This window comes from Halopseudomonas oceani (genome assembly GCF_002903165.1).
Taxonomy (GTDB): Bacteria; Pseudomonadota; Gammaproteobacteria; order Pseudomonadales; family Pseudomonadaceae; genus Halopseudomonas; species Halopseudomonas oceani.
This window is the reverse complement of record NZ_PPSK01000015.1, coordinates 1-20,007: the sequence shown is the minus strand read 5'-3', so window position 1 is coordinate 20,007 and position 20,007 is coordinate 1. Positions and strand designations below refer to the sequence as shown.

General features: G+C 53.6%; 14 protein-coding genes and 2 pseudogenes. 10 read left to right on the top strand and 6 right to left on the bottom strand.

Annotation, left to right across the window (positions count from 1 at the left end):
• The first annotated feature begins 3 nt into the window (after nt 1-3).
• Entirely contained in the window at nt 4-588 is a 585-nt protein-coding gene (locus C1949_RS14385; RefSeq protein ID WP_104739175.1) for a 4Fe-4S single cluster domain-containing protein, read from the top strand.
• A 618-nt stretch (nt 589-1,206) separates the two neighbouring features.
• On the opposite strand, the gene C1949_RS14375 is transcribed toward C1949_RS14385, so the two are convergent.
• Nucleotides 1,207-1,743 (bottom strand): hypothetical protein, encoded by a 537-nt coding sequence (locus C1949_RS14375; RefSeq protein WP_104739174.1) that lies wholly within the window; start codon nt 1,741-1,743, stop codon nt 1,207-1,209.
• Between the two features lie 391 nt (nt 1,744-2,134).
• On the opposite strand from C1949_RS14375, the pseudogene C1949_RS19870 reads away from it, so the two are divergent.
• The 5 genes and pseudogenes from C1949_RS19870 to C1949_RS14355 form a co-directional block, all read left to right on the top strand.
• Nucleotides 2,135-2,407 (top strand): annotated as a pseudogene (locus C1949_RS19870) (metallophosphoesterase family protein); the annotation flags it as partial.
• 78 nt (nt 2,408-2,485) lie between these two features.
• Nucleotides 2,486-3,247 carry a metallophosphoesterase family protein gene (locus tag C1949_RS14370; RefSeq protein ID WP_483401372.1) on the top strand — a complete coding sequence of 254 codons (762 nt, stop codon included), beginning with the start codon at nt 2,486-2,488 and terminating at the stop codon, nt 3,245-3,247.
• Nucleotides 3,244-5,892: an AAA family ATPase gene (locus C1949_RS14365; protein ID WP_104739172.1), complete on the top strand. Its 2,649-nt coding sequence runs from the start codon at nt 3,244-3,246 to the stop codon at nt 5,890-5,892. The genes C1949_RS14370 and C1949_RS14365 overlap by 4 nt, the downstream gene beginning before the upstream one ends.
• A 16-nt stretch (nt 5,893-5,908) precedes the next feature.
• Nucleotides 5,909-6,784, top strand: a complete 876-nt coding sequence (locus tag C1949_RS14360) for a phospholipase D family protein (RefSeq protein ID WP_104739171.1) — start codon at nt 5,909-5,911, stop codon at nt 6,782-6,784.
• A 31-nt stretch (nt 6,785-6,815) separates the two neighbouring features.
• Complete coding sequence (locus C1949_RS14355) at nt 6,816-7,058, top strand: hypothetical protein (RefSeq protein WP_104739170.1); 243 nt, start codon at nt 6,816-6,818, stop codon at nt 7,056-7,058.
• Between the two features lie 283 nt (nt 7,059-7,341).
• Here C1949_RS14355 and C1949_RS14350 read toward each other — a convergent pair whose 3' ends face one another.
• Nucleotides 7,342-8,478, bottom strand: a complete 1,137-nt coding sequence (locus tag C1949_RS14350) for a hypothetical protein (RefSeq protein ID WP_146040327.1) — start codon at nt 8,476-8,478, stop codon at nt 7,342-7,344.
• Nucleotides 8,479-9,200: 722 nt separating this feature from the next.
• Between C1949_RS14350 and C1949_RS14345 the strand changes: the two genes are divergently transcribed.
• Nucleotides 9,201-10,640: a DUF726 domain-containing protein gene (locus C1949_RS14345; protein ID WP_268236229.1), complete on the top strand. Its 1,440-nt coding sequence runs from the start codon at nt 9,201-9,203 to the stop codon at nt 10,638-10,640.
• Between the two features lie 378 nt (nt 10,641-11,018).
• On the opposite strand, the gene C1949_RS19845 is transcribed toward C1949_RS14345, so the two are convergent.
• On the bottom strand, nt 11,019-11,195 hold the full coding sequence (locus C1949_RS19845) for a helix-turn-helix transcriptional regulator (RefSeq protein WP_104739167.1): 177 nt from the start codon (nt 11,193-11,195) through the stop codon (nt 11,019-11,021).
• 98 nt (nt 11,196-11,293) lie between these two features.
• Here C1949_RS19845 and C1949_RS14335 point away from each other — a divergent pair, with 98 nt between their 5' ends.
• Nucleotides 11,294-11,605 carry a hypothetical protein gene (locus tag C1949_RS14335; RefSeq protein WP_104739166.1) on the top strand — a complete coding sequence of 104 codons (312 nt, stop codon included), beginning with the start codon at nt 11,294-11,296 and terminating at the stop codon, nt 11,603-11,605.
• 288 nt (nt 11,606-11,893) lie between these two features.
• Here C1949_RS14335 and C1949_RS14330 read toward each other — a convergent pair whose 3' ends face one another.
• The gene (locus tag C1949_RS14330; RefSeq protein ID WP_170063084.1) at nt 11,894-12,334 is read right to left on the bottom strand and encodes an antitoxin Xre/MbcA/ParS toxin-binding domain-containing protein; all 441 of its coding nucleotides are present in this window, start codon (nt 12,332-12,334) and stop codon (nt 11,894-11,896) included.
• Nucleotides 12,335-13,064: 730 nt separating this feature from the next.
• On the opposite strand from C1949_RS14330, the gene C1949_RS14325 reads away from it, so the two are divergent.
• The gene (locus tag C1949_RS14325; RefSeq protein ID WP_104739164.1) at nt 13,065-15,167 is read left to right on the top strand and encodes an AAA family ATPase; all 2,103 of its coding nucleotides are present in this window, start codon (nt 13,065-13,067) and stop codon (nt 15,165-15,167) included.
• Nucleotides 15,168-17,263: 2,096 nt separating this feature from the next.
• On the opposite strand, the gene C1949_RS19840 is transcribed toward C1949_RS14325, so the two are convergent.
• Nucleotides 17,264-17,467 carry an XRE family transcriptional regulator gene (locus tag C1949_RS19840; RefSeq protein WP_425319881.1) on the bottom strand — a complete coding sequence of 68 codons (204 nt, stop codon included), beginning with the start codon at nt 17,465-17,467 and terminating at the stop codon, nt 17,264-17,266.
• Between the two features lie 406 nt (nt 17,468-17,873).
• Nucleotides 17,874-17,978: pseudogene (locus C1949_RS14315) on the bottom strand (IS30 family transposase); the annotation flags it as partial.
• A 147-nt stretch (nt 17,979-18,125) separates the two neighbouring features.
• Between C1949_RS14315 and C1949_RS14310 the strand changes: the two are divergent.
• Nucleotides 18,126-20,007, top strand: a 1,882-nt coding sequence (locus tag C1949_RS14310; RefSeq protein ID WP_146040325.1) for a P-loop NTPase family protein, incomplete at its 3' end; no start/stop codon positions are given.

Here is a 20,007-nt window from a genome sequence, read left to right as displayed (position 1 = left end):
TTTGTGTATTGGCTGAATATAGCGTCTCGCCTATCTTGCACCGAAGCCGAAGGGCCGGGGCGAAGAGCTGCATTGTGGGTGCAAGGCTGCAACAAGCGTTGCCGTGGCTGTTGCAACCCCTCTTATCTGCAACTGGTTGAGCGTGAACTTGTCTCGGCTTCATCAGTTCTCGAGTGGCTGGAGAACGTACACCATGCGCATGATCTTGACGGGGTGACCTTTCTCGGTGGCGAGCCAATGTTGCAAGCAAAAGGCTTGGCTGTCATTGCGCAAGGAGCGCAGTCTTTGGGGCTGTCAGTGATGGTGTTTAGTGGATATACAAAAAACGAGCTTGATGTGATGCAGTTGCCAGGGGTTGATCAACTGCTTCGCTACACAGATGTGTTGGTAGATGGTCCGTATGAGGAGAGTTTTCCGGAGCAAAATCGCCGTTGGGTAGGCTCCAAAAATCAACAATTTCACTACCTGACAGAGCGTTACGACGCACGGATTGAAAGTGATGGTGACGTCGAACGTATGCTTGAAGTTCGCCTGAGAACTGATGGAACGATCTTTATAAATGGATGGCCAGAAGGTTTCGTGCGTTGACCATTTCACCGGAAAAAGCCAAGCGAGGACATCGTTTAGCCGATAAGCCATCGCCGGTAGAGTTTGAGAAGCGACATTTACTGAGCCTGGAAAGTGTCTAGGGAATCCGGGGCGATTCACCTAGCAGGGGTTGTTGTGGAGATCGGGTAGCAGATGAATACGCATCATCATATCTATGGCGTTTAAATTACGTTAAGACTTGCCACAAAAAATCGTCGCGGGAAACCTGGCCCAATAGCTGGTCGTCCGCGGCCTGTTCGTCATCGTACAGGGTGTGGATACATCGTTCCTGACGTAGGTAGGCCAGCACACCGAAAAAACAGGCCTCACACAAGCGTACCAGGTACCGCTCGCCATCATGCTGTGAGCCGTATCCCCAAATAGCCTACAAGGTGCCGTACTGCTGGCCATAGCCCTGTGCCCGCGTGTTGCTGTCGCATACTGTGCAGTGAATATCGCCATTAGTTTGAGGCGGCTTGTCCATCGAGAGCATTCCTAGTGTGACGGATGGGTGTCCTGCCAGCTTATCACGCTGTGCTTCACTAACACCGAGGTCGGTCCACCGCCTTTGACGTGCAAGCAAAACTCTGGATAGCAAAGAAGCTCACGAGCAGCAGTTCAGTCCAGCAACTCAAAAGGAGGGACCCTGCGAGCTATATCCAGCCAATCGTTAACTGTGTCACCGGCATCCACGCGAAAAATTTTGTACTCGCCGTGATCGTCGTGGAAGCCGATCGCTATATCAGTTAGTCCCGTGCACAGTGCCATGAAACTGGCTGTAGCTGCCGCCTCGGTGCTGTACTCCCAACCCTCAAAGCAGCGTGCCATCAGGCCCAAGCTGATAACTTTTCGCTGCCGCTCTTTGCGTAGATAAGCAATAAATTCCTGCTGTCGGATGGCGACCTCATGAGGCAGGACAGTCGGATAACCGCTTTCAGACTCGATGCCAATTATTCCAGCTAGCGAGCCTTTTGAGAAAAAGACGACGTCGTCGAAAATCCTAGATGGCTCACCTTCGCGGTACGCCTTCACTGTCGCTGTCCAGAGGCTACCGTCAGCCCAATCGCGAACGCGGACCGCATTCCTAGCTGCGAAAACCATCGGCAACCGAAGGTCGGCACCGTTGGGTAAAAAACCATCTGGGATGTTGCCCATGGAATGTCCTCCTAGGTTTCGTCAGGAGTGGCGGACTTTAGATGTCTGAAATCGTTCGGGTCAAAGGCCATGCCAGCGTGTTGTGATCTTACTACCAAGTTACCTTCATATACGATCGATAAGAAAAGTCAAATAATGTTGCTTGGCAATGAGATCCGAATTGCAAGTGCCGTAAGCGATAGATGCCCCCTCATAATGAAGTTGCTGCTCGACGTTGGGCTAGGCTCTGTTTGGTCAGTAGTCATGCGTCAGCTCCTGTCCCAAAACTTTACCTGTACGAATAGCCAATCTGGACGTCCCGACGGTTGTTGCATAGGGTTCATGCTTGGCCAGATAGCCAGTAGGGTTTAGCCCGGCTGGCGCCCACCCGAAGTAGGAGAACAAGGGACCCATGGCGAGGATTTTACACACCGCTGATTGGCAGATCGGTCGGCAGTACAGCAGATTCGAGGTGGAAGATGCTGTGGTATTGGCGGCAGCGCGGACGTCCACGGTTGAAAAAATTGCAGCGCTGGCGGCGGTTGAAAACGTTGATGCGGTGCTTGTGGCTGGGGATGTTTTTGATGCGCAGGGCGTCAGCGAACTGACCATTCGGCGTTTGTTCAATGCTACATCCGCCTTCACCGGCCCTTGGATTATGTTGCCCGGAAATCATGATGCAGCTCTGGCTGAAAGCGTTTGGGATCGTGCTGAGCGCATCGGTGCCATCCCAGCCAATGTTCATGTAATCAAAGAACCGGGTGTGCTGGTACTGGAAGAACAAGGCATTGCTGTTTTGGGCGCGCCATTGACCCAGCGTCAGACATACGATGATCTGACTGCCTGGTTTGACAGCGCGCAGACACCAGCAGGGCTTCTACGAGTCGGGTTGGCCCATGGCAGCGTGCAGGGCTTGCTGCATGAGGATGTCGACTCCCACAACCCGATTGCTGCTGACCGCGCGGCAACCGCGCATCTTGACTATTTGGCTTTGGGCGACTGGCACGGATTCAAGCAGGTCGACCAGCGCACGGTTTACAGCGGCACTCCGGAGCCCGATCGCTTCAAGGACAATGGGGCTGGTCAGGTTGTATTGGTTGACTTGCCGGCCTCGGGCGAGCCTTCGGTGCTGTCTACAAGGCAGGTAGGGCAGTTTATCTGGCTCCAATGGAGTGCTCAGCTCGAAGTCGCCAGCGACTTGGATGTGCTGATCGAGCGCCTTCAAGAGCTGGAGCCCAATTCAGTGCTCAGTCTGAAAGTTTCAGGGCAAACCGATCTCGCCGGTCAGGCTCGTTTGCAGCGTGCGCTCGCGGTCGCGCAGGCTCGCTGTCGTAGCGTCGACTGTGATGTTAAAGACTTGCGTCTTGAGCCCACAGACGAAGATATAGCCGCGTTGAGCGCAGACGGTTACCTGGGTGACGTTATTGCCGAGCTACGCGACCTCGAGGGTGATTCCCCAGTCGCCAAGGATGCCCTCGTGCTGCTGGCCAGCTTGCTGAGCAAGGACGCGGAGGTGCAGGCATGAAGGTTCAATCCATACGTGTTGAGCAGTTGCGGCAGTTTCGCCAGCCGCTTGAAGTCCGTGACCTTGGACCGGGGATCAATCTGTTCGTCGGCCCTAATGAGTCTGGCAAAAGCACCTTGGTACGCGCAATTCGAGCCGCGTTTTTCGAACGATATAAGTCCAGCAGTGTTGAGGATCTGAGACCCTGGGGTGACTCCTCGGCAGCGCCTGAAGTGGCGATCGAATTTGAATGGCAAGACGAGCATTGGAAGCTCAACAAACGCTTTCTGCGGCAAAAGCGATGCGACCTGCAGATCGGAGGTCGATCTTGCAGTGGTGAGGAAGCAGAAGATCAGCTCAGTACTCTGTTGGGCTACGAATTCGCAGGCAGCGGTGCCAGCAAGCCTAAGCATTGGGGAATTCCAGGCCTCTTGTGGGTAGAGCAGGGGCAGGGGCAGGAGATTAACGACGCGGTAGATAGCGCCGAGGCGCATTTACAGTCGGCCCTTGGCAGGAATGTAAGCGAACTCACCAGCTCCATCGGCGATGCCGTATTTGAGCGAGTGCGGGAGGAGCGTAGCAAGCTCAGGACCGCGTCCACCGACAAGCCAACCGGCGAGCTAGCCAAGGCGATCAAGCATGTCGCGGAGCTGGAAAGCCATCATGCTGAGCTGCTAGATAAAGTTGATAGCTACCGCTTGCAGGTTGATCGTCTAGGGGAACTCCTGATTGCTCAAAAGCAGGATGACAGCAAACCTTGGTTGATCTTCAGGGCCGATGCCAAGGCGGCAATGCAGCAGCTTGAGGCAATCAAGGCTATGCAGAGCGAACAGGATCGAGAACACCGTGAGTTGCAGCAGAATCAAGAGAGCCAGCGACTATATAGTGAAAGCCTGCAGCAGGGTTCGCAGCGCCAGGCGCTGCTTGCCGAGCGCCAGCGTGAGTTGAGTGGCGCCACTCAGTCGCTGGCAGAAAAGCAGGCTCTTGAGCCATCTCTGTTGCAGCGTTTGCAGCAAGCGCAAAGTCAAAGCCAGGCCGCGGGGGAGCAGCTCAGACTGGCCCGACTGCAAGAACAGCGGTGTGAACGGCAATCTGCCCTGCAGCTGCTTAAGAGCGCCTTGCATGATGCCGAGCAAAAGCTGGAGCAGGCGAAGTCCGAGGCCGCGAGCTTGGCGCAGCAACGCGCGCAGCTGGCAGCCCTGGTTGTTGAACCGGCCGCGCTGAAGCAGTTAAAGGTGGTAGCGCAAGAACTGGATCGATTACAGATTCGGCAGCAAACAGCGGCTACTAGGTTGCGCTATCAATTCCATGAAGGGCAGGTTGCGAAACTTAACGGCGTAGCTATCGAGGGCGCGTCGGAGCAGCTTTTGTCTGTTCCGGGCATATTGGAAATTGAAGGCGTTGGCCGGCTGGAAATTTACCCGGGCGGCACCGACCTCGCGGTTACTGCTGAGCGTCAGCGGCAATACGAGCAGGAGCGCCTTGCCCTGCTGGACCGGCTCGGAGCCGCCGATCTTCAGCAGGCTGAAGACAACGCGGTGCTGGCGCAGAGGCTAGAGGGCGAAATCGGTAGTCTGCAGAAGGCTATTGCACAGCTGGCACCCGATGGCACCGACGCATTGGCGCAAACAGTGCAATCCCTGCGGGAGCGTGCAGAGCACGCGCAAAACCAGCTTGACCAGATGCCCTCTGCAAGTGACAGCGTCACCACTGTCGACTTGGCGCAGGAGCAGCTTAGCGTTGCGACAGAGCGGTTGAGCAGCCTTGAGGTAGCCTTGGCTGATCAGCGCCGTGAGGTAGCAGTCCTTGCGCAGCAGGTACAACACCTCAGCGGCGAGTGTGAGCGGTTACAACGCGAGGTGGATGACCCCGCAACCAGAGCCCGAGAAGAACAACTGCTTCAGCAATTGGGTATGTTGAAACTTGAGCAGCGGCGTCTGGAGCAGTCGCTGGAACAGCGTAGCCAGGAAATTCAAGCAGCCCGTCCGGATATTTTGGAGCAGGACATCAAGCGGCTGGAGTTGAGTGCAGACGCCGCGGAACACGCCAGCCGTCAGCGCGATAGGGAAATTCAAGATCTCAGGGTGCGTCTTGAAGTGATGGGGGCTGAGGGGCTTGAAGAGCAGAGCGCCGAAGTCCAAACCACGCTGCAAGCCGCTCGGGGGCGACTGGATGAACTCGAGCGCAGAGCGGATGCGCTTTCATTGCTGCAACGCTTGCTTCAGGAAAAGCGCCAAGAGTTAACTCAGCGCTTGCAGGCACCGCTGCAGAAACACCTCAATCACTATCTGCAGCTACTGTTTCCCCAGGCCTCGCTGGTTGTCGATGAGCACTTGAAACCTGTTCAGCTAGCTCGTGGCTCCCGCGGTGATGCATTTCATGAGGCTCTGGGAGCTCTGAGCTTTGGGGCAAGGGAGCAAATGGGGTTAATCAGCCGTTTGGCCTACGCCGACATGTTGCAGGAAGCGGGGAAACCCACGCTGATCATTCTTGACGACGCGTTGGTGCATAGCGATACCCAGCGATTAGCTCAGATGAAGCGCGTTCTATTTGATGCTGCTCAACGGCATCAAATTTTGTTGTTCAGTTGCCATCCGGAAAACTGGCAGGATTTGGGTATACGGGCTCGTGAGATGGCGGGGCTAAAAACCGCTGGGGCAGAATAATTTTGGAGCGAAGCTAATGTTTATGGGGGCAAAGCCTGCCATTCTGGCCGAGGTTCGGCGCCTGACGCAAAGTCAGCCTGAGAGCGACCCCTTGCGGGTGGCGGTTGCCTTCTGGGGGGCTGGGGCAGACGAGCTGGTCGATCCGTCCAAACGCTATCGGATCATTTGCAACCTAACTGAGGGTGGTACCAACCCTGCGGTTATCAGGATGTTACTGACTTGCCCTAACGTCGAGGTACGCTATTTGCCGGGCCTGCATGCTAAGGTTTTTATCGGAGCTTCTCAGGCATTGGTCGGCTCCGCCAATTTTTCGGCCAATGGTTTGGGCATTGGCGCCGAACCAGGTGCTGGTTGGCACGAAGCTGCTGTATTGGTCGATGCTGTGGAGGTCACAACTTGGTTTGAGGCGCACTGGCAGTCTGCCCTCCCGGTTGCGGAGCAAGTGTTGTTTGAGGCAGAACTGCAGTTTGAGGCCAGGGCCGTGTTGCAAGCCAGCGGAGCTGGGGGCGCCCCGGTACCGGATACGCATGAGCGCCCGCCTGTGTTAGTAGAGGCGGAGTTGTTCAAAAGCAGCATTACCGGCGGTAACAAAATCCGCATGGCTGCGCGCTACCTGGAGAATATCTACGCCGATGCTATCGAGCCAGAAACTCGCAGAAGCGTCTGGAACCCAGCGTACGCGGCTAGCATCATCTGGACTGCTGCCGGCAATAAAATCCAAACACGGATTGACAGTTGTCCCTACTTTACAACGCCTGCGGACGTATTGGCGCGTGCCAAACATGCCAAAACCATTGAGAAGGTGCGCCGGTTCATTCAGGTTCTGTCATCCCATCCTGCGACCTCTCCAGCCCTGCGCTACTGGGCGACCGAGTATCTCCGCACCAAGTGATGAGCTGTCTTTTTGATTTAAAGGAATTTACATGGAGTTCATGGATTACCTAGTTTACGTCGGCTTCGCGTTGTTTGCAGTTGGTATTATATGGTTCTATGTGCTGGCTTTTGCCCAAAGCATTTTGTGGGGGATTGGTTGTGTGCTGTTTTTCCCGGTGTGCCTGGTGTTTCTGGTGCTTTACTGGCAGCGAACCTGTATGCCAGCCATCGCGATGTTTTCCGGGGTTGGCTTTATTGTGGCGGCGACTGCAGCAGGTGTGGGGCTAAAATGAGCTAGATGCAGGGTTACTCGATCTGTGCGATCTAGTTAGCCACCTTGATGAGCATTTTCCGCTGCGGCTCAACTTCTTGGCGGCTGCAATTCTGCGGTCCTGTAGTTTACTCGCCAGCGATTAAGCAGCTCTAAGACCTTTCTAATTATGAGCCCTAGAAGTAGATGCTGCTGCCCAATCTCGACTGGCTCAGCTTTCACCGGGTGGCAGGGGGGGCGCTGGAGTGTCGACTCGTAGCGTTGCGCGCATTACGAGTCAACAACACCGCCCTCAGCGAAAAGGCTTAGCGTGCCAGCCAAACAGTCGCTGGCCGGCCTTCATAAGTTTCGACTACCCCTACGCCCTGTAAGACTGGGAGTATGTAACGGATGTTGCAGGGGCCGTAGGTTCCCTGTGCTGTTTGTCTTGATTGTCTGCAAAGCTCGCTCGCTTTGGCGGGCACGTTGTTCGCCCCAATCACACAACGGTTGCCAGGACCGTGGCCGTGTTCCAACAGGTACGCAAGGGCCGCTACAAAGCTGTCGCGCCTGATCGTTAGTGACGATTTCTCAAAGTTAGCTTCAACGCTGTTGGCGTCTCGGGTAACGAGCTTGAATTGTCGCTTTTGAGCAGGTGTTCTGTACTCGCCCTGTGCGATTTTTGGCCACACCTCTTGGAGGATCTTTTGAGCTTGGGCGCGAGCCTCAGGGCATTGGCTATTCTCGGGCATGGGGCGTCCTTGTTGGCTGGTTTTTTCTGTGTTTGGGGGGGAATATTCGGTTCTATAACCGATCATAAACATGGCCTTTTCGACCTCGCCGATGTCGGGTATCGACTTGTTAAGGGTTTGCATCTTAAGGAAAGTCGCCGCAGCCAACCGGGATAGTTCCGCCCAGCGCTTAGCGCCATTCTTTCCGCCGTAGAGGCTCGAAAACTTCAGGCTTCCTTTGGATGGATTTCTCATTAGCCCGCCTTGGCCGTTTGCACTCCGAAACGCTAGGGATACAGGCACTGATGTGCTTCCCTGTTTCTCCAGCCAGTATCGTGCCAGTAGGGCTAACGCCGCGCCCACGCGGCCGTCGTAAATAATGACTTTACTTGGCGCAGCAGCAGCATAAACCTTGGTCATCGCTGAATTCATCAGCAGGCGCTTGCCGTCAAATGCAGACAGCGCCTGGCCTTGGGCTGGATCCAGCAGATCCACCGCTGATCGGATGCTAGAGCACAGCATGCCATTGCTTGCTTGCTCGGTAACCCATCTTCTGGAAGTGTCCTTTGGCGTTCTTGCTACGCCACCCCAGCGGAATATTGCCAGACAGGCGTCTAACGCGAGCTTGTCGTCACCGCAATCAAGCGCATGCTGCAGCGCCGCTGCCAGCGCAAGAAAGTCTTGCTCATTCTCGTTCGACGACCAGGCGTAGCTCCTGGCGGCATCACTCAAAGACTGACACCACCAATGCTTCGTGCCTCGGGGCTGCGCTTGGCGCCATGACTTCCAGTTTCTATGTCTGCTTATGGGGTAGGCGTGCAGGAGCCCCTCAGAGGACCCCGGAAAGCACGGTGGCAGTGCCAGGCCCTCACTGGGGGAGTCCCAAAGCGTTGCTAGAAAGTTGGCAAATTCAATTTGGTCAGGGGTGAGTGCGTCGGGCATTGCGGCGAAGATCCTTTTCGACATAACCGAGACAGAATATTCCCTTTGGGGCTTGCTCTGTCAATCTGCAACGGAATGTCCTAATGGCTTGATGACATCCCTTGGTTCTCCCATGATAGGGCAGTTGTGCAGTGTTGGCGATTTGCCATACATTTTCGGAGAAAGCACTTAGTATTCGCGCCTCAGTGCTTTTGGGCCGCGTCGCAGAGCTGAAACCACACTGTCGGTGCAGGTGCGAAAAAGGAGTGTTGTGTAAATGGATTTTCGTGATCAGCTCACGCTGAACGTCAACGCCGGCGCGCCTACAGTTTAGATCGGTAGTCACTCAACCCTTCGGGTTTTCGCGGCTTGTAGCTGGATTTCCGATTAAGTTGGTTACGGTTTTTAGCGCTGGAATCGAACCGGCGGAATGAGCCCTTGTCCGGGCGCTTCGCGCGCTGTCGAGGGCGTGACGTATTGGCACTTGTCCATCTCAAAAGGCAGCAGCATCAAAAATTAAGACTGGAGAAAAAGTGGGAGCCAAGACCTCTTCAACCTCTGCCAACTCATTCCAATTTACGCCGCTACGTAAGGTAGACAAAACAGAAGCTAACATCTTCCTTCACGGCTATTCAGCCGGGCATGACCTAACGGATCGTCAAGCACTACTCCGCAGCATCCCTCTAGAGCTTAACGAGGAACTCAACATTCTTGCATTTTGGCCCTCAGGCCATTATTCCCGGCTAGATCGCCGAAGTAAAAGGTACCTCGCAGTAGCGGCTCGGTTTGACGCTAGATTGGGCTTGGCAGCATTAAGTGTAGATCGCGCAGCCCATTTTTTGCGAATCCGGTTGAGGGCAGAGGAAATGGGTCGTGTCTTTGTGGAGCAACTTGAAAGTTACCTTTTAAAGCATCACCCTCAGGTAGAACAAGTAAACCTCATTGGTCATTCGCTGGGTGGCCGAGTTCTCGCTACTGCTTTGAAGGAAGGGGCAGTTGGGCAATATTTTAAAATTGGAGATGTATTGCTGATGGCTGCAGCGGTTGAGGTTTCTACTTCCGAGGCTGCCGCGATGCTTTGCTGTGTGAGTGGGCGCTTAATCAATGCATACTCAAAAAGTGATCGTGTACTTTTAATGAATGTTGGCGAAACTTGTATTGGACGTAATGAGGTTGGCCTCTTCGAGAATGTGCATATGCATGGTTTTGGGCATTCTGATTACTGGCCAAAGCTCCGGGAGGTTATGGAGGCATCTAAATTTTCTGCCTTGTCTTGGCCGGCAGGCGGACTGGTACCTCCGCCAGAAGAAGATTTCTCAAAAAGCGATTGTGTACTTTATCAAGTGCTAAAAAAATCCGAATCACGCTTGCTTGATGCTGCAGTTAAGTATCTTAAAACCAGTGCATGGGCATCGTTTAATGAGTGTGAGCCTGATAAGGCGCTAGCGTTTGCTCGAGAGTTTCAGTTGGTCGCGGGGAATTGCCTAATAAATCTTGTAAGAGGTAACGGGCTGCGTTATTCACAAGTGCTAGAAATGCTCGCTGATCATTTCGGTATGACGTCGAATTTGTACGGTTGTGCGAGAGTTGTTGAGTACGAGGAGAGGCTGGTAAGCTATTTCTTTCGCAATTATTTTTCTAATGGGCATCCACTGGCAAGCGCGACTGCCTCTCAGATGAAACGAGTGTCTCAAATTACTTACCTAGAAGCGGTCGATGACCTTTCCAAGCGCCTTACGTTGACTTCTAGTTTCCAGCCGCGAGAGCCATCGTCATCGCTGGCACTGCCTGGAGTCAGGCTTTTGCTAGCCTCGAATAGTAAGATCGGCACTTTGATAGAAGCGCATAGAAAGGCGAGTAGACTGGTGATCGACTTGAAGACGGCAATTAAACCTGGTTATTCAGCACTTATTCCGGCTGTAGCGATTATTTATTATGCTCGACTCCAGGTAAACGAAGAAGCTTGGATGTAAGGCCCTGAGTAGCTGCTCCCGTTGGACGCTCCGGCTATAACGGGGGCCAGCGCAACAGTGTTTCGACCGCTGCTCTGCGGTCCGGAGCGTGTATGCTGACTGCAGTAGGGGAGGCTCCAACTGCCGTTTAGTCGGCATTTGAAAAGACAGTGTTGGTAAGCGGCTTGTGTCTTGGAGACAAATGAATTGTCCGGTGCCTGAGAGAGCGTATGCTTAGCTCCAAAAATCCCTGACAACGCATAGCGGCCTATCTCTTCCGAGGCGCTGGCTGCTAGGGCGTGGTATACGGCGTTTTGCCATAGTCAACCCTCCGTCCTCTGGCTCCCATAAAATGAATTACCCCTACCCTACGATGTTAAGGGTAGGGGAGAGAGGGGCTTACTCTATCGAGGCAGTCATCCAGTCCTCAATCTGATCGCTGCGCCAGGCAACACGTCGAGGTCCCAGTTTTGTACGCTGCGGAAAAATGCCGAGTTTTTCCCACCGGTATATCGTGCTGGATGACAGTGAGGTCCGGGCGATGACCTGCTGCAGTGTGTAATAGGTTGTACGCATATGAAACTCCAGTCGTATAAATAGGATACGGAAATATTTTGAGTTTTTCGGGGTTCTGGTAGTTTTGACGCTTGTTTTTCAACGGAGTGTTGAGCCTCATGCCTAATGATCTGCGCAGCTCATTTAGTAGTTTTTTCTATGCGTTCATGCAGGTTGCGTTTGCAGCTGCATTACTGTTCGTGTTGTGGTTGGATGCACAGCTGGAGCCGGACCAATCTGTATTTTTAGTGGTGCAGTTCATTGCAGTTTTTTCGCTGGCTTTGTCTGTCTGCTGGTTGTTGGTTGCAGTTTTTTCCAGCCAGCTGTCCGGCGTTCTCGCAGGTATTCGAGCGCACCCTTGGGGGCACGCAATCGGTGTGGTGGCGAGTGCGGCTATGTTCTGGGTGGCCTGGTGCCAGGTCCCAATTTGAGGAGCCGATATTTTTTGCGGCGTTGGTCTCAGCAGTTTTGCCGGTCGTAATGATTAAACGCGCGAGCGGTTGGAGACTGCACGTTTCAACTCTATTCGGTTACTAATAATTTAATTGCTGTTTTCTGGTCTAGCCAGCTACTAGAATGAGCCTGAAAACTCATGGTTTAGAGATTATCTTGACGGTATTGGAATTTCAAGTTTTTAAATTGGTTGATAGTTTTCAATAGTGGTCAGCAAAACCGACCATTTTCTATGGATGGCGAATTTTATTGTCGGAACTAAGTAGTTACGCCTGAACTCCCCACTCTATTGCATTTAGCAGGCGCCTAACCTGGCGACCACCTAGCCCAGTGCAGCAATGCATTGCCGGAGACTCGCCGCCCAGAGAGAAGTTGCTTGATGAAAGCCATTTGATGGCCGCGTCTTGGGTCTCAAGCACCTCAAACGCGTGTTGGGCAACCACTAAGAGTCGATCAATTCGCTCAGAGCCGCCGCTATTAAGTCGCCCGCCGTCGCGCTCTAAACGAGCTAGTGTCGCCGGACGCGTGTTCGCCATATCAGCAGTTTCCTGCTTGGTCAGTTGAAGTGACCGACTGATCGCGCCCACGAGGGTAGCGTCGATCCCGCGCTCGATTCGCTGGATCCGCTCCCCTTCGCTTAGCTGCTGATGTCCAAGCACGATATTCCAAAATGCTTCTGTATCCGTGTTGGTTGTTGTCATGGTCATAGCTACGATCATCGGCGACTGACGAGCGTTAGCATAACGTGTGGGAGCCAGAAATCGCTGGAGCCATCGCTGTTACTTCGTTGGGAAATTGCGGGCGGAAATGAGCCCGCCGCTACGGATCCCTGTTTGCCTTTACACCGCAGGGAGCCTGGCTCTTGATCTGGCTGTCTGTGCCGGTGACCTAGGGGAAGTAGCCCAAACATTGCCTCTACTTAACGTCCTCAGCGGGCCTGGAATTCTCTGGCGCGAATTACACAGTCAGTGAGCAAGTCGCGTTCGGGTAAATTTTTACAATACCGATATTCCCTCTAGATCGGCCTTCGATTCTGCAGGTGTGGACATGACGGAATGATGGCGGCGGTTGCGCGTTGAGCTGGGCCAATGAGCCTGGAGGGCGCCAGAGCTCTAGTGCTGTCGGAGGACGAACAGGGCGGTTGGAATCGGTCACGGATTATATCGACCTTCGGTGAGCTGGTTTCCGTTGCGTATTACGGCTCTTGCATGTCAGGCGCCTATCGTTACTGATACTAGGATACTCCAGCGCTTTGTGCGTCCATTCGCTGATGGTTTGCTGCTGCAGGCCGCTCAAGGTGTTGTATGCCTATGTTTAGGCATCGGAACCTCTGCTCATCAGTGGCGCTATAAGCGACCAACGCTATGCGACATCAGTTGTCGCGCTCTGGTGTCATGATGGCTGTTGTCGCTACCAGGAGCTAATGCGGTAAATGCTATGAAAGCTTTTTCCCAGTTTCTTCCGCTTGACCTCGAACTGCCCATGACACCTCAACCCGATGTCTCGACGCTGTCGATGCATTTTGCATTTCGTCTGATGATCTATATGCAGGGGCACCGCCAGTTGCTGCAGCATCGTGGCATTGCTGACGTTGAGGTAGCTCGCAGCCTTGGACTGGGAGAATTTGTCGAAGTAGACACCTATGACCGCCAGCACTTGCAACAGCAGTTGCGCCGCAATGCTCGCTGTTTTGCCGAAGCTGGGCACAAGCTTGCTTATCCCGAGCCCCTCGGCATAAACCTCCAGGCGCTGGCGCGGATGCTAGGGCTTAACAGTGCTGCTTGTCAGGTGCTTGGGTTGTGCGCACTGATGCACAGCGATTCCTTGCTGCACCGCTGTATTACCCTTTTTGGCGGCTTTGATAATCGCCGCTTGGTGCACACCCTTGCGCTGCTGCTGCAACTGCCGCCTGGAGATATTCAAATAGCTATGGGCAAGGGGGCGCCGCTGTTTGCCAGCGGCTTATTGGAGGTCGACTACGCGGTCGGCGACTTCCACCTCTGTGACCGCCTGTCCTTCAGTAGCCCCGATCTGCTTGATCAACTCTGTCATCACCGCGGCGCTACCGAAGACTTGTTTCGGCATTCGTTTCGGATCAGCGAGCCTGGCCTACTGAGCGCCGCCAGTTACCCCCATCTTGAGCAGGAAATTGACATTGCGCTCCGTTTTTTACGCAAGAGTCAGGCGCAGAGCAGGGTTGGCGTAAACGTGTTGATCTACGGTCCACCGGGTACAGGAAAGACCGAGCTATGCCGCCTGCTTGCCAGCGAGCTGGGAAGCGAACTCTACGAGATCGCGGTCAGTGATCGCGATGGCGATCCAATTCCTGGGCATCAGCGTCTATGCGCTCTACGCTCGGCAATGCACGTGCTACGCGGTAGTCAGGCGCTGGTGCTGCTTGATGAGATTGAGGATATCTTTCATGAGCACGGCAACAGCTCCCGGCGACTGTACAAGAGCTGGGTCAACCGCGTTCTGGAGGAGAACAATCAACCCTGTTTCTGGCTGAGCAACGACATCCGTGAGTTGGACTCGGCCTATATCCGTCGTTTCGACCTGATCATCGAGGCGACCAACCCGGCTCGGCAGTCTCGCGAACAGATTCTGCTCAATTTAGGCGCCGGGCGATTGGGGCAGGACATGCTGGGCAAGCTGACTAGTCACGATGCGCTGTCACCAGCAGTGTTCAAGCGGGCCTATGAAGTGGCGCGCATGAGTCAGCCGCGTGCGGGGCGACGGCAAAACCAAGTGCTTGAGCGCATTCTGGATGCCACGCTCAAGGCTCAAGGCCATGCTCCCCTGGAGCGGAGCGGCGATAAATCCTCCCGTCTACCGGGGCTATATTCACCTGCCCTGGTTAATACCGATATTGCCCTTGATGACCTGCTTGCCGGGCTTAGGCGCTGCCCGCAGGCGCGCCTGTGTTTCTACGGCCGGCCTGGCACCGGCAAAACAGCTTTCGCCCATTGGCTGGCTGACAGCCTCTCCAAGCCGGTGCTGGTCAAGCGCTGCTCAGACCTGATCGGTCCTTTGGTTGGTCAAACGGAGCAGAATTTAGCCGCGGCCTTCAGCCAGGCTCAAGAGACCGGTGCAGTGCTGGTGCTCGACGAGGTCGACAGCTTTCTGCAGGATCGCAGCAAGGCTAAGCACACCTGGGAAGTTACCGGCGTCAATGAAATGCTTACGCAGATGGAAGCCTTCGACGGCCTGTTCATCGCTTCGACCAACCTGATGAATGACCTGGATGAGGCAGCACTGCGGCGTTTCGACCTCAAGGTTAACTTCAAAGCCTTGCGTGCTGAGCAGATCGTTGAGTTGTTCCAGTCGCATATCCTTGAATTGAAACTGAAGGACCCGCAGCAGTTAGGGCTGAACAAGGTTGTCGGGTTGAACAATCTGGCCCCGGGCGACTTTGCTGCCGTGGCCCGGCGCGCGCGTTTTAAGCCATTCAGCGATGGCCTTGGCTTTGCCGACGCGCTGGTGGAAGAGGTCGGATTGAAGCGAGACGGCGTGAAGAGGACGATTGGGTTCGTAAACTGAAAAGTACACTGAGAGTTTTTCGCGCACGCTGATTCACAAAAAAAACTTGCCTTCCTAAACTTGTAACTAGGGGGGCAAGTCCATCAGAGCTTATGCCGCAAATGATAAACGTGAGGCGAAGTGTGTTGAAGGCCAGAAAAGGCTGATCAAAATACGTGGAGCATACGCTTACATTCCTGATGTGTGACGAGATGCTGTAACTAGTGCCGGAGGCTTGCTTGGCTCCCTGCTGATGGTGATTGCGTAATCGTAGTTAGAGTATGGTGTATCGTGCAGGGGATGACGATTTGGAAAGTTTGCTATCTAATGCCTTGGGTTGTTCCTTTTTAAAAGGCGTCGCTAGTGTGTAATGTTTTGAGCGCAGAGGCGAGAGAGTGTTTTGAACTTTCGCTTTGTTGGTGTTGCCTTTTGGGCTCTCGCTCTCTTGAGAGAAAATGCGTTTCAGATTAATTTGGTTATGGATTGGCGGGCGATTTTAATGGTCAGAAAAGATAGCGGGTTGAGCGAGGTGCGAGTTGCTTTGTGATGCAAGTGATGTTGGGTTTCAGTTTTGCGTTCGGATGGTTTGGGAAAGTATATGTTTCCTACGGTACATTCTGTTTTGCATGTGGGTGTGATTCGTATCCTAGTTTGAGGGTTATTAGTTTTTGTCTTTCTTTATCGAGGTGCTGCTTGGTGGCACGCGTTAGGGTTGTTAATCCTCAGTGGGTCTTGCGACAGCGGGAGTTTTTTCTAGAGTTTTACTGCGCTGGTCACCTGTGGTTGAAAAAGAAAAGTTTTTTCCATTTAGGGCGCTTTATTAAAAAGCGCTTGTCAGTTGGACTTTGATAGCGGTGACGTCAAGGGTGCCGCTAGCTCAGCATGTCGCTGTGAGAATATGACCCGTTTTTCTGCGAGGCTTCTTGGGGCCTGCTCTCAAGCAACCAGAGGGTTCGACCTTTCCTCGGCGGTTACATCAGCACGTAAATTCGACCGATTTGCATGGTCTGTGAATTTTTCCAAGCAAGTGGCTGGCAGCTAGTTTTCAGCCTCTCGAAGAAAAACAGGGAATATTTGTCTGTGAGCCAGGGGTACGGTGCTATCTAAAATAGCGAAATTAGGCCCGTGGAGTGATTTTTTCTGCCCTCTGGCACCCTTGAGCGTTTTCTCAGGAAAAATTGAATCTGGGGCGAGTTTGGGGCGGGCGCGATGCCGCCATTTTTCAGTGGGTATTTTGCAGCAGGGCTATTCGCGTAAGCCTTCAGGTATGGACCCATTTTGCCATTCTCTATCTATGGAAAAATAGGGGGGTATTTGTCCCTATGTAAAATCGCCGCGAAATTGGCGGTTTATCACCTCTAGGGACAAATACCCCCCTATTTGTCCCTATATATGGAAAATCACCTCTGAGCCAGGCGGCATCGATTGCTGTTTGCAGCAGGGGTATTTGTCCCTAATTAGGGACAAATGGGGTATGAGTCTATACAAAAAGCCATCGGCGAATCAGCCGGTTGTTGGCGGACTCGCCATGTCATCTGCGCTCCATCGCGTAGACGGGAGTACCCCCATTTGTCCATATATATGGACAAATTACCTCTAGGATAAGGAGCGTTGACTGTATGATTTGGGGGGTATTTGTCCCTAATTAGGGACAAATAGGTATGAGCCGAGAGAGGCGCGGTTGCCCACGCCGTCAGCCTGCCTGCCGAATGCACCCCCGCCGGTTAGCCCGGCATCCACTGGTTCGGCACACTCTTGGTGACCATCACGATGGTGAGGGGCAGCGTGACTAGCCTCGGAAGCCAGTGGCTCAGCAATGGAGTTGGCTCATGGCTTTTATTGGCGGACAGTCATCAACTTGGCTGCTGCCAAATTAACAGGCCTCTTGATGGGGCTGCCGAAGATGAAAGCCGCCTGACTCTGTAGGCGTTGGCGGATGCTGGGCAGGTGCTCGACTATCAGGCTGTGCGGGTTTTGGCGGAAAGCCTGAGCACGAACACTCTGCAGCGGTGCCCGGCTTGCCATATTCGGCACTATGAACACAATGAGATTTCGACATGAAGAAGATTCTATAGGCTGAGAATCAGATTACTGGCGCCTAAAAACCTAAAAGATGGTTATATGTCTCTAATGCTGACTGTTACCTGCTTTCCTGCCTTAGCGAGCATGTATGAAAGAGACTCGAACGTGAAACTTTTCGATAGCCCTTTCTCTATCTGCTCTAAGCGCTGGGCACTAATGCCCAGCACTCGAGCTGCTTCCGCTTTACTTATGTTTTTTTCCTTTAGCCAAGCGGCTAACGCGTTAACCAAAGTGGCCATTACGATGGAATGTGCAGCCGAATAAGACGTCATTTTTTGGCCCGCTAATTCTGCAGCGCGGGGCGCGATTGATTCAGGGGATTCACTATTGGATCCAAGCAGTGCTGTAGTAACTACATAGGCCCACTCATGCCAGATAAGTTTCTGCTCCTCCTGATGCCGGTTCTTGTTGTAGGTGTCCTCTAATCGTGGTTTCGAGTGATTGAGCATACTCTCAATAACATTACGTGTTGCCCGCAGCGTTGGCTCCACCCTGTAGATGCTGATCTGTAAGGTAATCGTCCGGCGAACCCATCTTGAGCTTCAGCTGACCACTGGCGATAGTGTCCACCTATTTATTAAGTGGACACCTATTGTGACCCTGCTAAGCAGATCGGAAGGGCCGCCTCAAGTTCCAAGTGCAACATCAGTGAATTGAACCCAGCTGGTTAGTGGCCTGCAGCTGGAGGTATTCAACCAGCACCTCGAAAGGGAATTTCCAGCCTAGGGTTTGCCTGGGGCGAGTACGTAGCTCACCGGCTGAGCTTTACTTCGGGCCAAATCGAAATGTTGTATAACCCTCTAAGGTGACCAAAAAGAGCTGTACGGCCGCCGCCATTTTTTTGAAAAAACACACACTAATTTGCATGCGCAAGCTAGAAGACATGAGAGGTATAACTTGATAACCATTCGACTTGGCGCACTCAACCCACCTGACACCAACCGCAGTGCTTGGGCAAGAAAACTCCTAACCCTCGCCATAGAGCTAGAGCTTGCACCAGTGCTGCTACCTAGCCATAAGCTGACCTCCTTTACCGTCAGCATGCCTCCGGGACTTGGCAAGAGAATTAAGCAAGGCGCAAACCAGGCAAAACTGAGCCCTGCGGACTACTCTGCCGGCCTGATCGAGGCGGTCCATATCGAGAAATTTGGATCGACAGACGATATTAGAAAGCCAGAACCAGCCCGGCTTGCCGGGGAATCCCTTGTGCACGAAATTCTGCGCCCTCTGATGCGAAGGGCTCACCAGCAAATGTCTGGAGGAAAGGTGGTCTTCGTCGAAGCCGCAACCGGCACTGGTAAAGGGCGACTGATTTCTGCTCTCGCAGCAGAGGCCGCTAGAAGTGCTGGGCGCATAGTGATAAGCGCCCCAATGACACGGATCTGGCGACTCATTGCGGACCTATCTGCTATTCCAGAGGCAAACGAGGCGGGCATTCGACTAGTCTTGGAGCGTCAGGCTCTCATATCCCCTGCTGCTGCCCTTGGGTGGGCCCAAGACAATGACGCTCATGAGCTCATCGACTGGATCAACACCGGAGGCAAGCCGATCTCCCCCAACGCTATCGCAGCGAGTAAGATCACAGGTACTCAGTTATGCTGGCTGCTCGAAGATGCCATATACCTGGCTGAGAACTTACCAATCAACGCTGTAGCTCTGCGTGAAGATAATGACATAGAAGAGTGCGAGGCCGAAAAGCAGTTCCTCGCGCTATGCAGGGGCAATACAGAAGCAGCTATAGTCCTCTGCTCTCATCACTCTCTGGCATCCCATTTTCAATTGCTGCAAACCCAAAGCGATAATGAGGCAGATGACAACCACCTGGGACCGCTATGCATCCCTGTCAAGATTGGTGCCCTGTTGGTTGATGAAGCGCATTTGTTCGAAGATGCGATGGTCGGCATCAACACCAACGCAATCCACCTCAGATCACTGCAACGCCTGATCAAAAGCGAAGTGACATTAGGCAAGAAACCTGCGCTGTTAGCCGTTGCCGCGCTAGAGGAGATTTGCAAACGCCTTATCCAAGGAAATGAAGGAAAGCGCTTTTCTGGCTTGGCCACCGAAGAGTCCGAGCTAGCTGCCGCGCTGAAGGAAACAGGCATTGCGCTCTCGGCCATCAATCAAAAGAAGCTCTCCCCCGGCAGTCGATCAGTGCTCAATGTTGCGATTAAAGCGTGCAATAGCTCCTCGAAAGTCGGGATGCGTCTGCAGGTGGAACTATCCCCTGTCAGAAACCATCCGAGTCTGATGGTTGGCCGATCAAATCTCCAAGCATCCATGGAGTTCATGTGGGATCAGTGTCGCAGTGCCGCCCTGATCTCCGCTACGCTCTACTCAGACGGCAGCGACTCGAAGCTGATCCGTTGGAAGCTCTCCGTACCACCTGCTCGGGCTGCATACCTACCCTCCGTCCATCCAGATTGGGTGAAAGCTCCGGTAAGACTGCATGAATGCAGAACAGCAATACCGCCTGACGATTCTGACCAATGGGCAGAAGAAGCTGCAGCGATCATTGCCGATGCAGCAGCGAAAGCCAAAGGCGGAACCCTGGTGCTTTGCACGTCACATCGAAACGCCGCCAGCCTAGAACAGCACCTTGCCGCCAACTTCGGACCTCGATTAATACTGCAGACAACCAATAACAGCGCCGCCAGCTGCGTCGCCCGATATCGCGAAATGTACAAAGCAGGCATTAAACCGATCTGGTTAGGTACTGGTGCAGCATGGACAGGGGTTGATCTGAGCGATCACGATGTTGAGCCAGCAGAAGACATGG

Bases quoted from the DNA above. Each gene is read 5' to 3' on its own strand.
- C1949_RS14375 (WP_104739174.1), bottom strand. From the start codon at position 1,743: ATGGGCAACATCCCAGATGGTTTTTTACCCAACGGTGCCGACCTTCGG.
- C1949_RS14365 (WP_104739172.1), top strand. From the start codon at position 3,244: ATGAAGGTTCAATCCATACGTGTTGAGCAGTTGCGGCAGTTTCGCCAG.
- C1949_RS14360 (WP_104739171.1), top strand. From the start codon at position 5,909: ATGTTTATGGGGGCAAAGCCTGCCATTCTGGCCGAGGTTCGGCGCCTG.
- C1949_RS14355 (WP_104739170.1), top strand. From the start codon at position 6,816: ATGGAGTTCATGGATTACCTAGTTTACGTCGGCTTCGCGTTGTTTGCA.
- C1949_RS19845 (WP_104739167.1), bottom strand. From the start codon at position 11,195: ATGCGTACAACCTATTACACACTGCAGCAGGTCATCGCCCGGACCTCA.
- C1949_RS14335 (WP_104739166.1), top strand. From the start codon at position 11,294: ATGCCTAATGATCTGCGCAGCTCATTTAGTAGTTTTTTCTATGCGTTC.
- C1949_RS14330 (WP_170063084.1), bottom strand. From the start codon at position 12,334: ATGACCATGACAACAACCAACACGGATACAGAAGCATTTTGGAATATC.
- C1949_RS14325 (WP_104739164.1), top strand. From the start codon at position 13,065: ATGAAAGCTTTTTCCCAGTTTCTTCCGCTTGACCTCGAACTGCCCATG.
- C1949_RS19840 (WP_425319881.1), bottom strand. From the start codon at position 17,467: ATGGCCACTTTGGTTAACGCGTTAGCCGCTTGGCTAAAGGAAAAAAAC.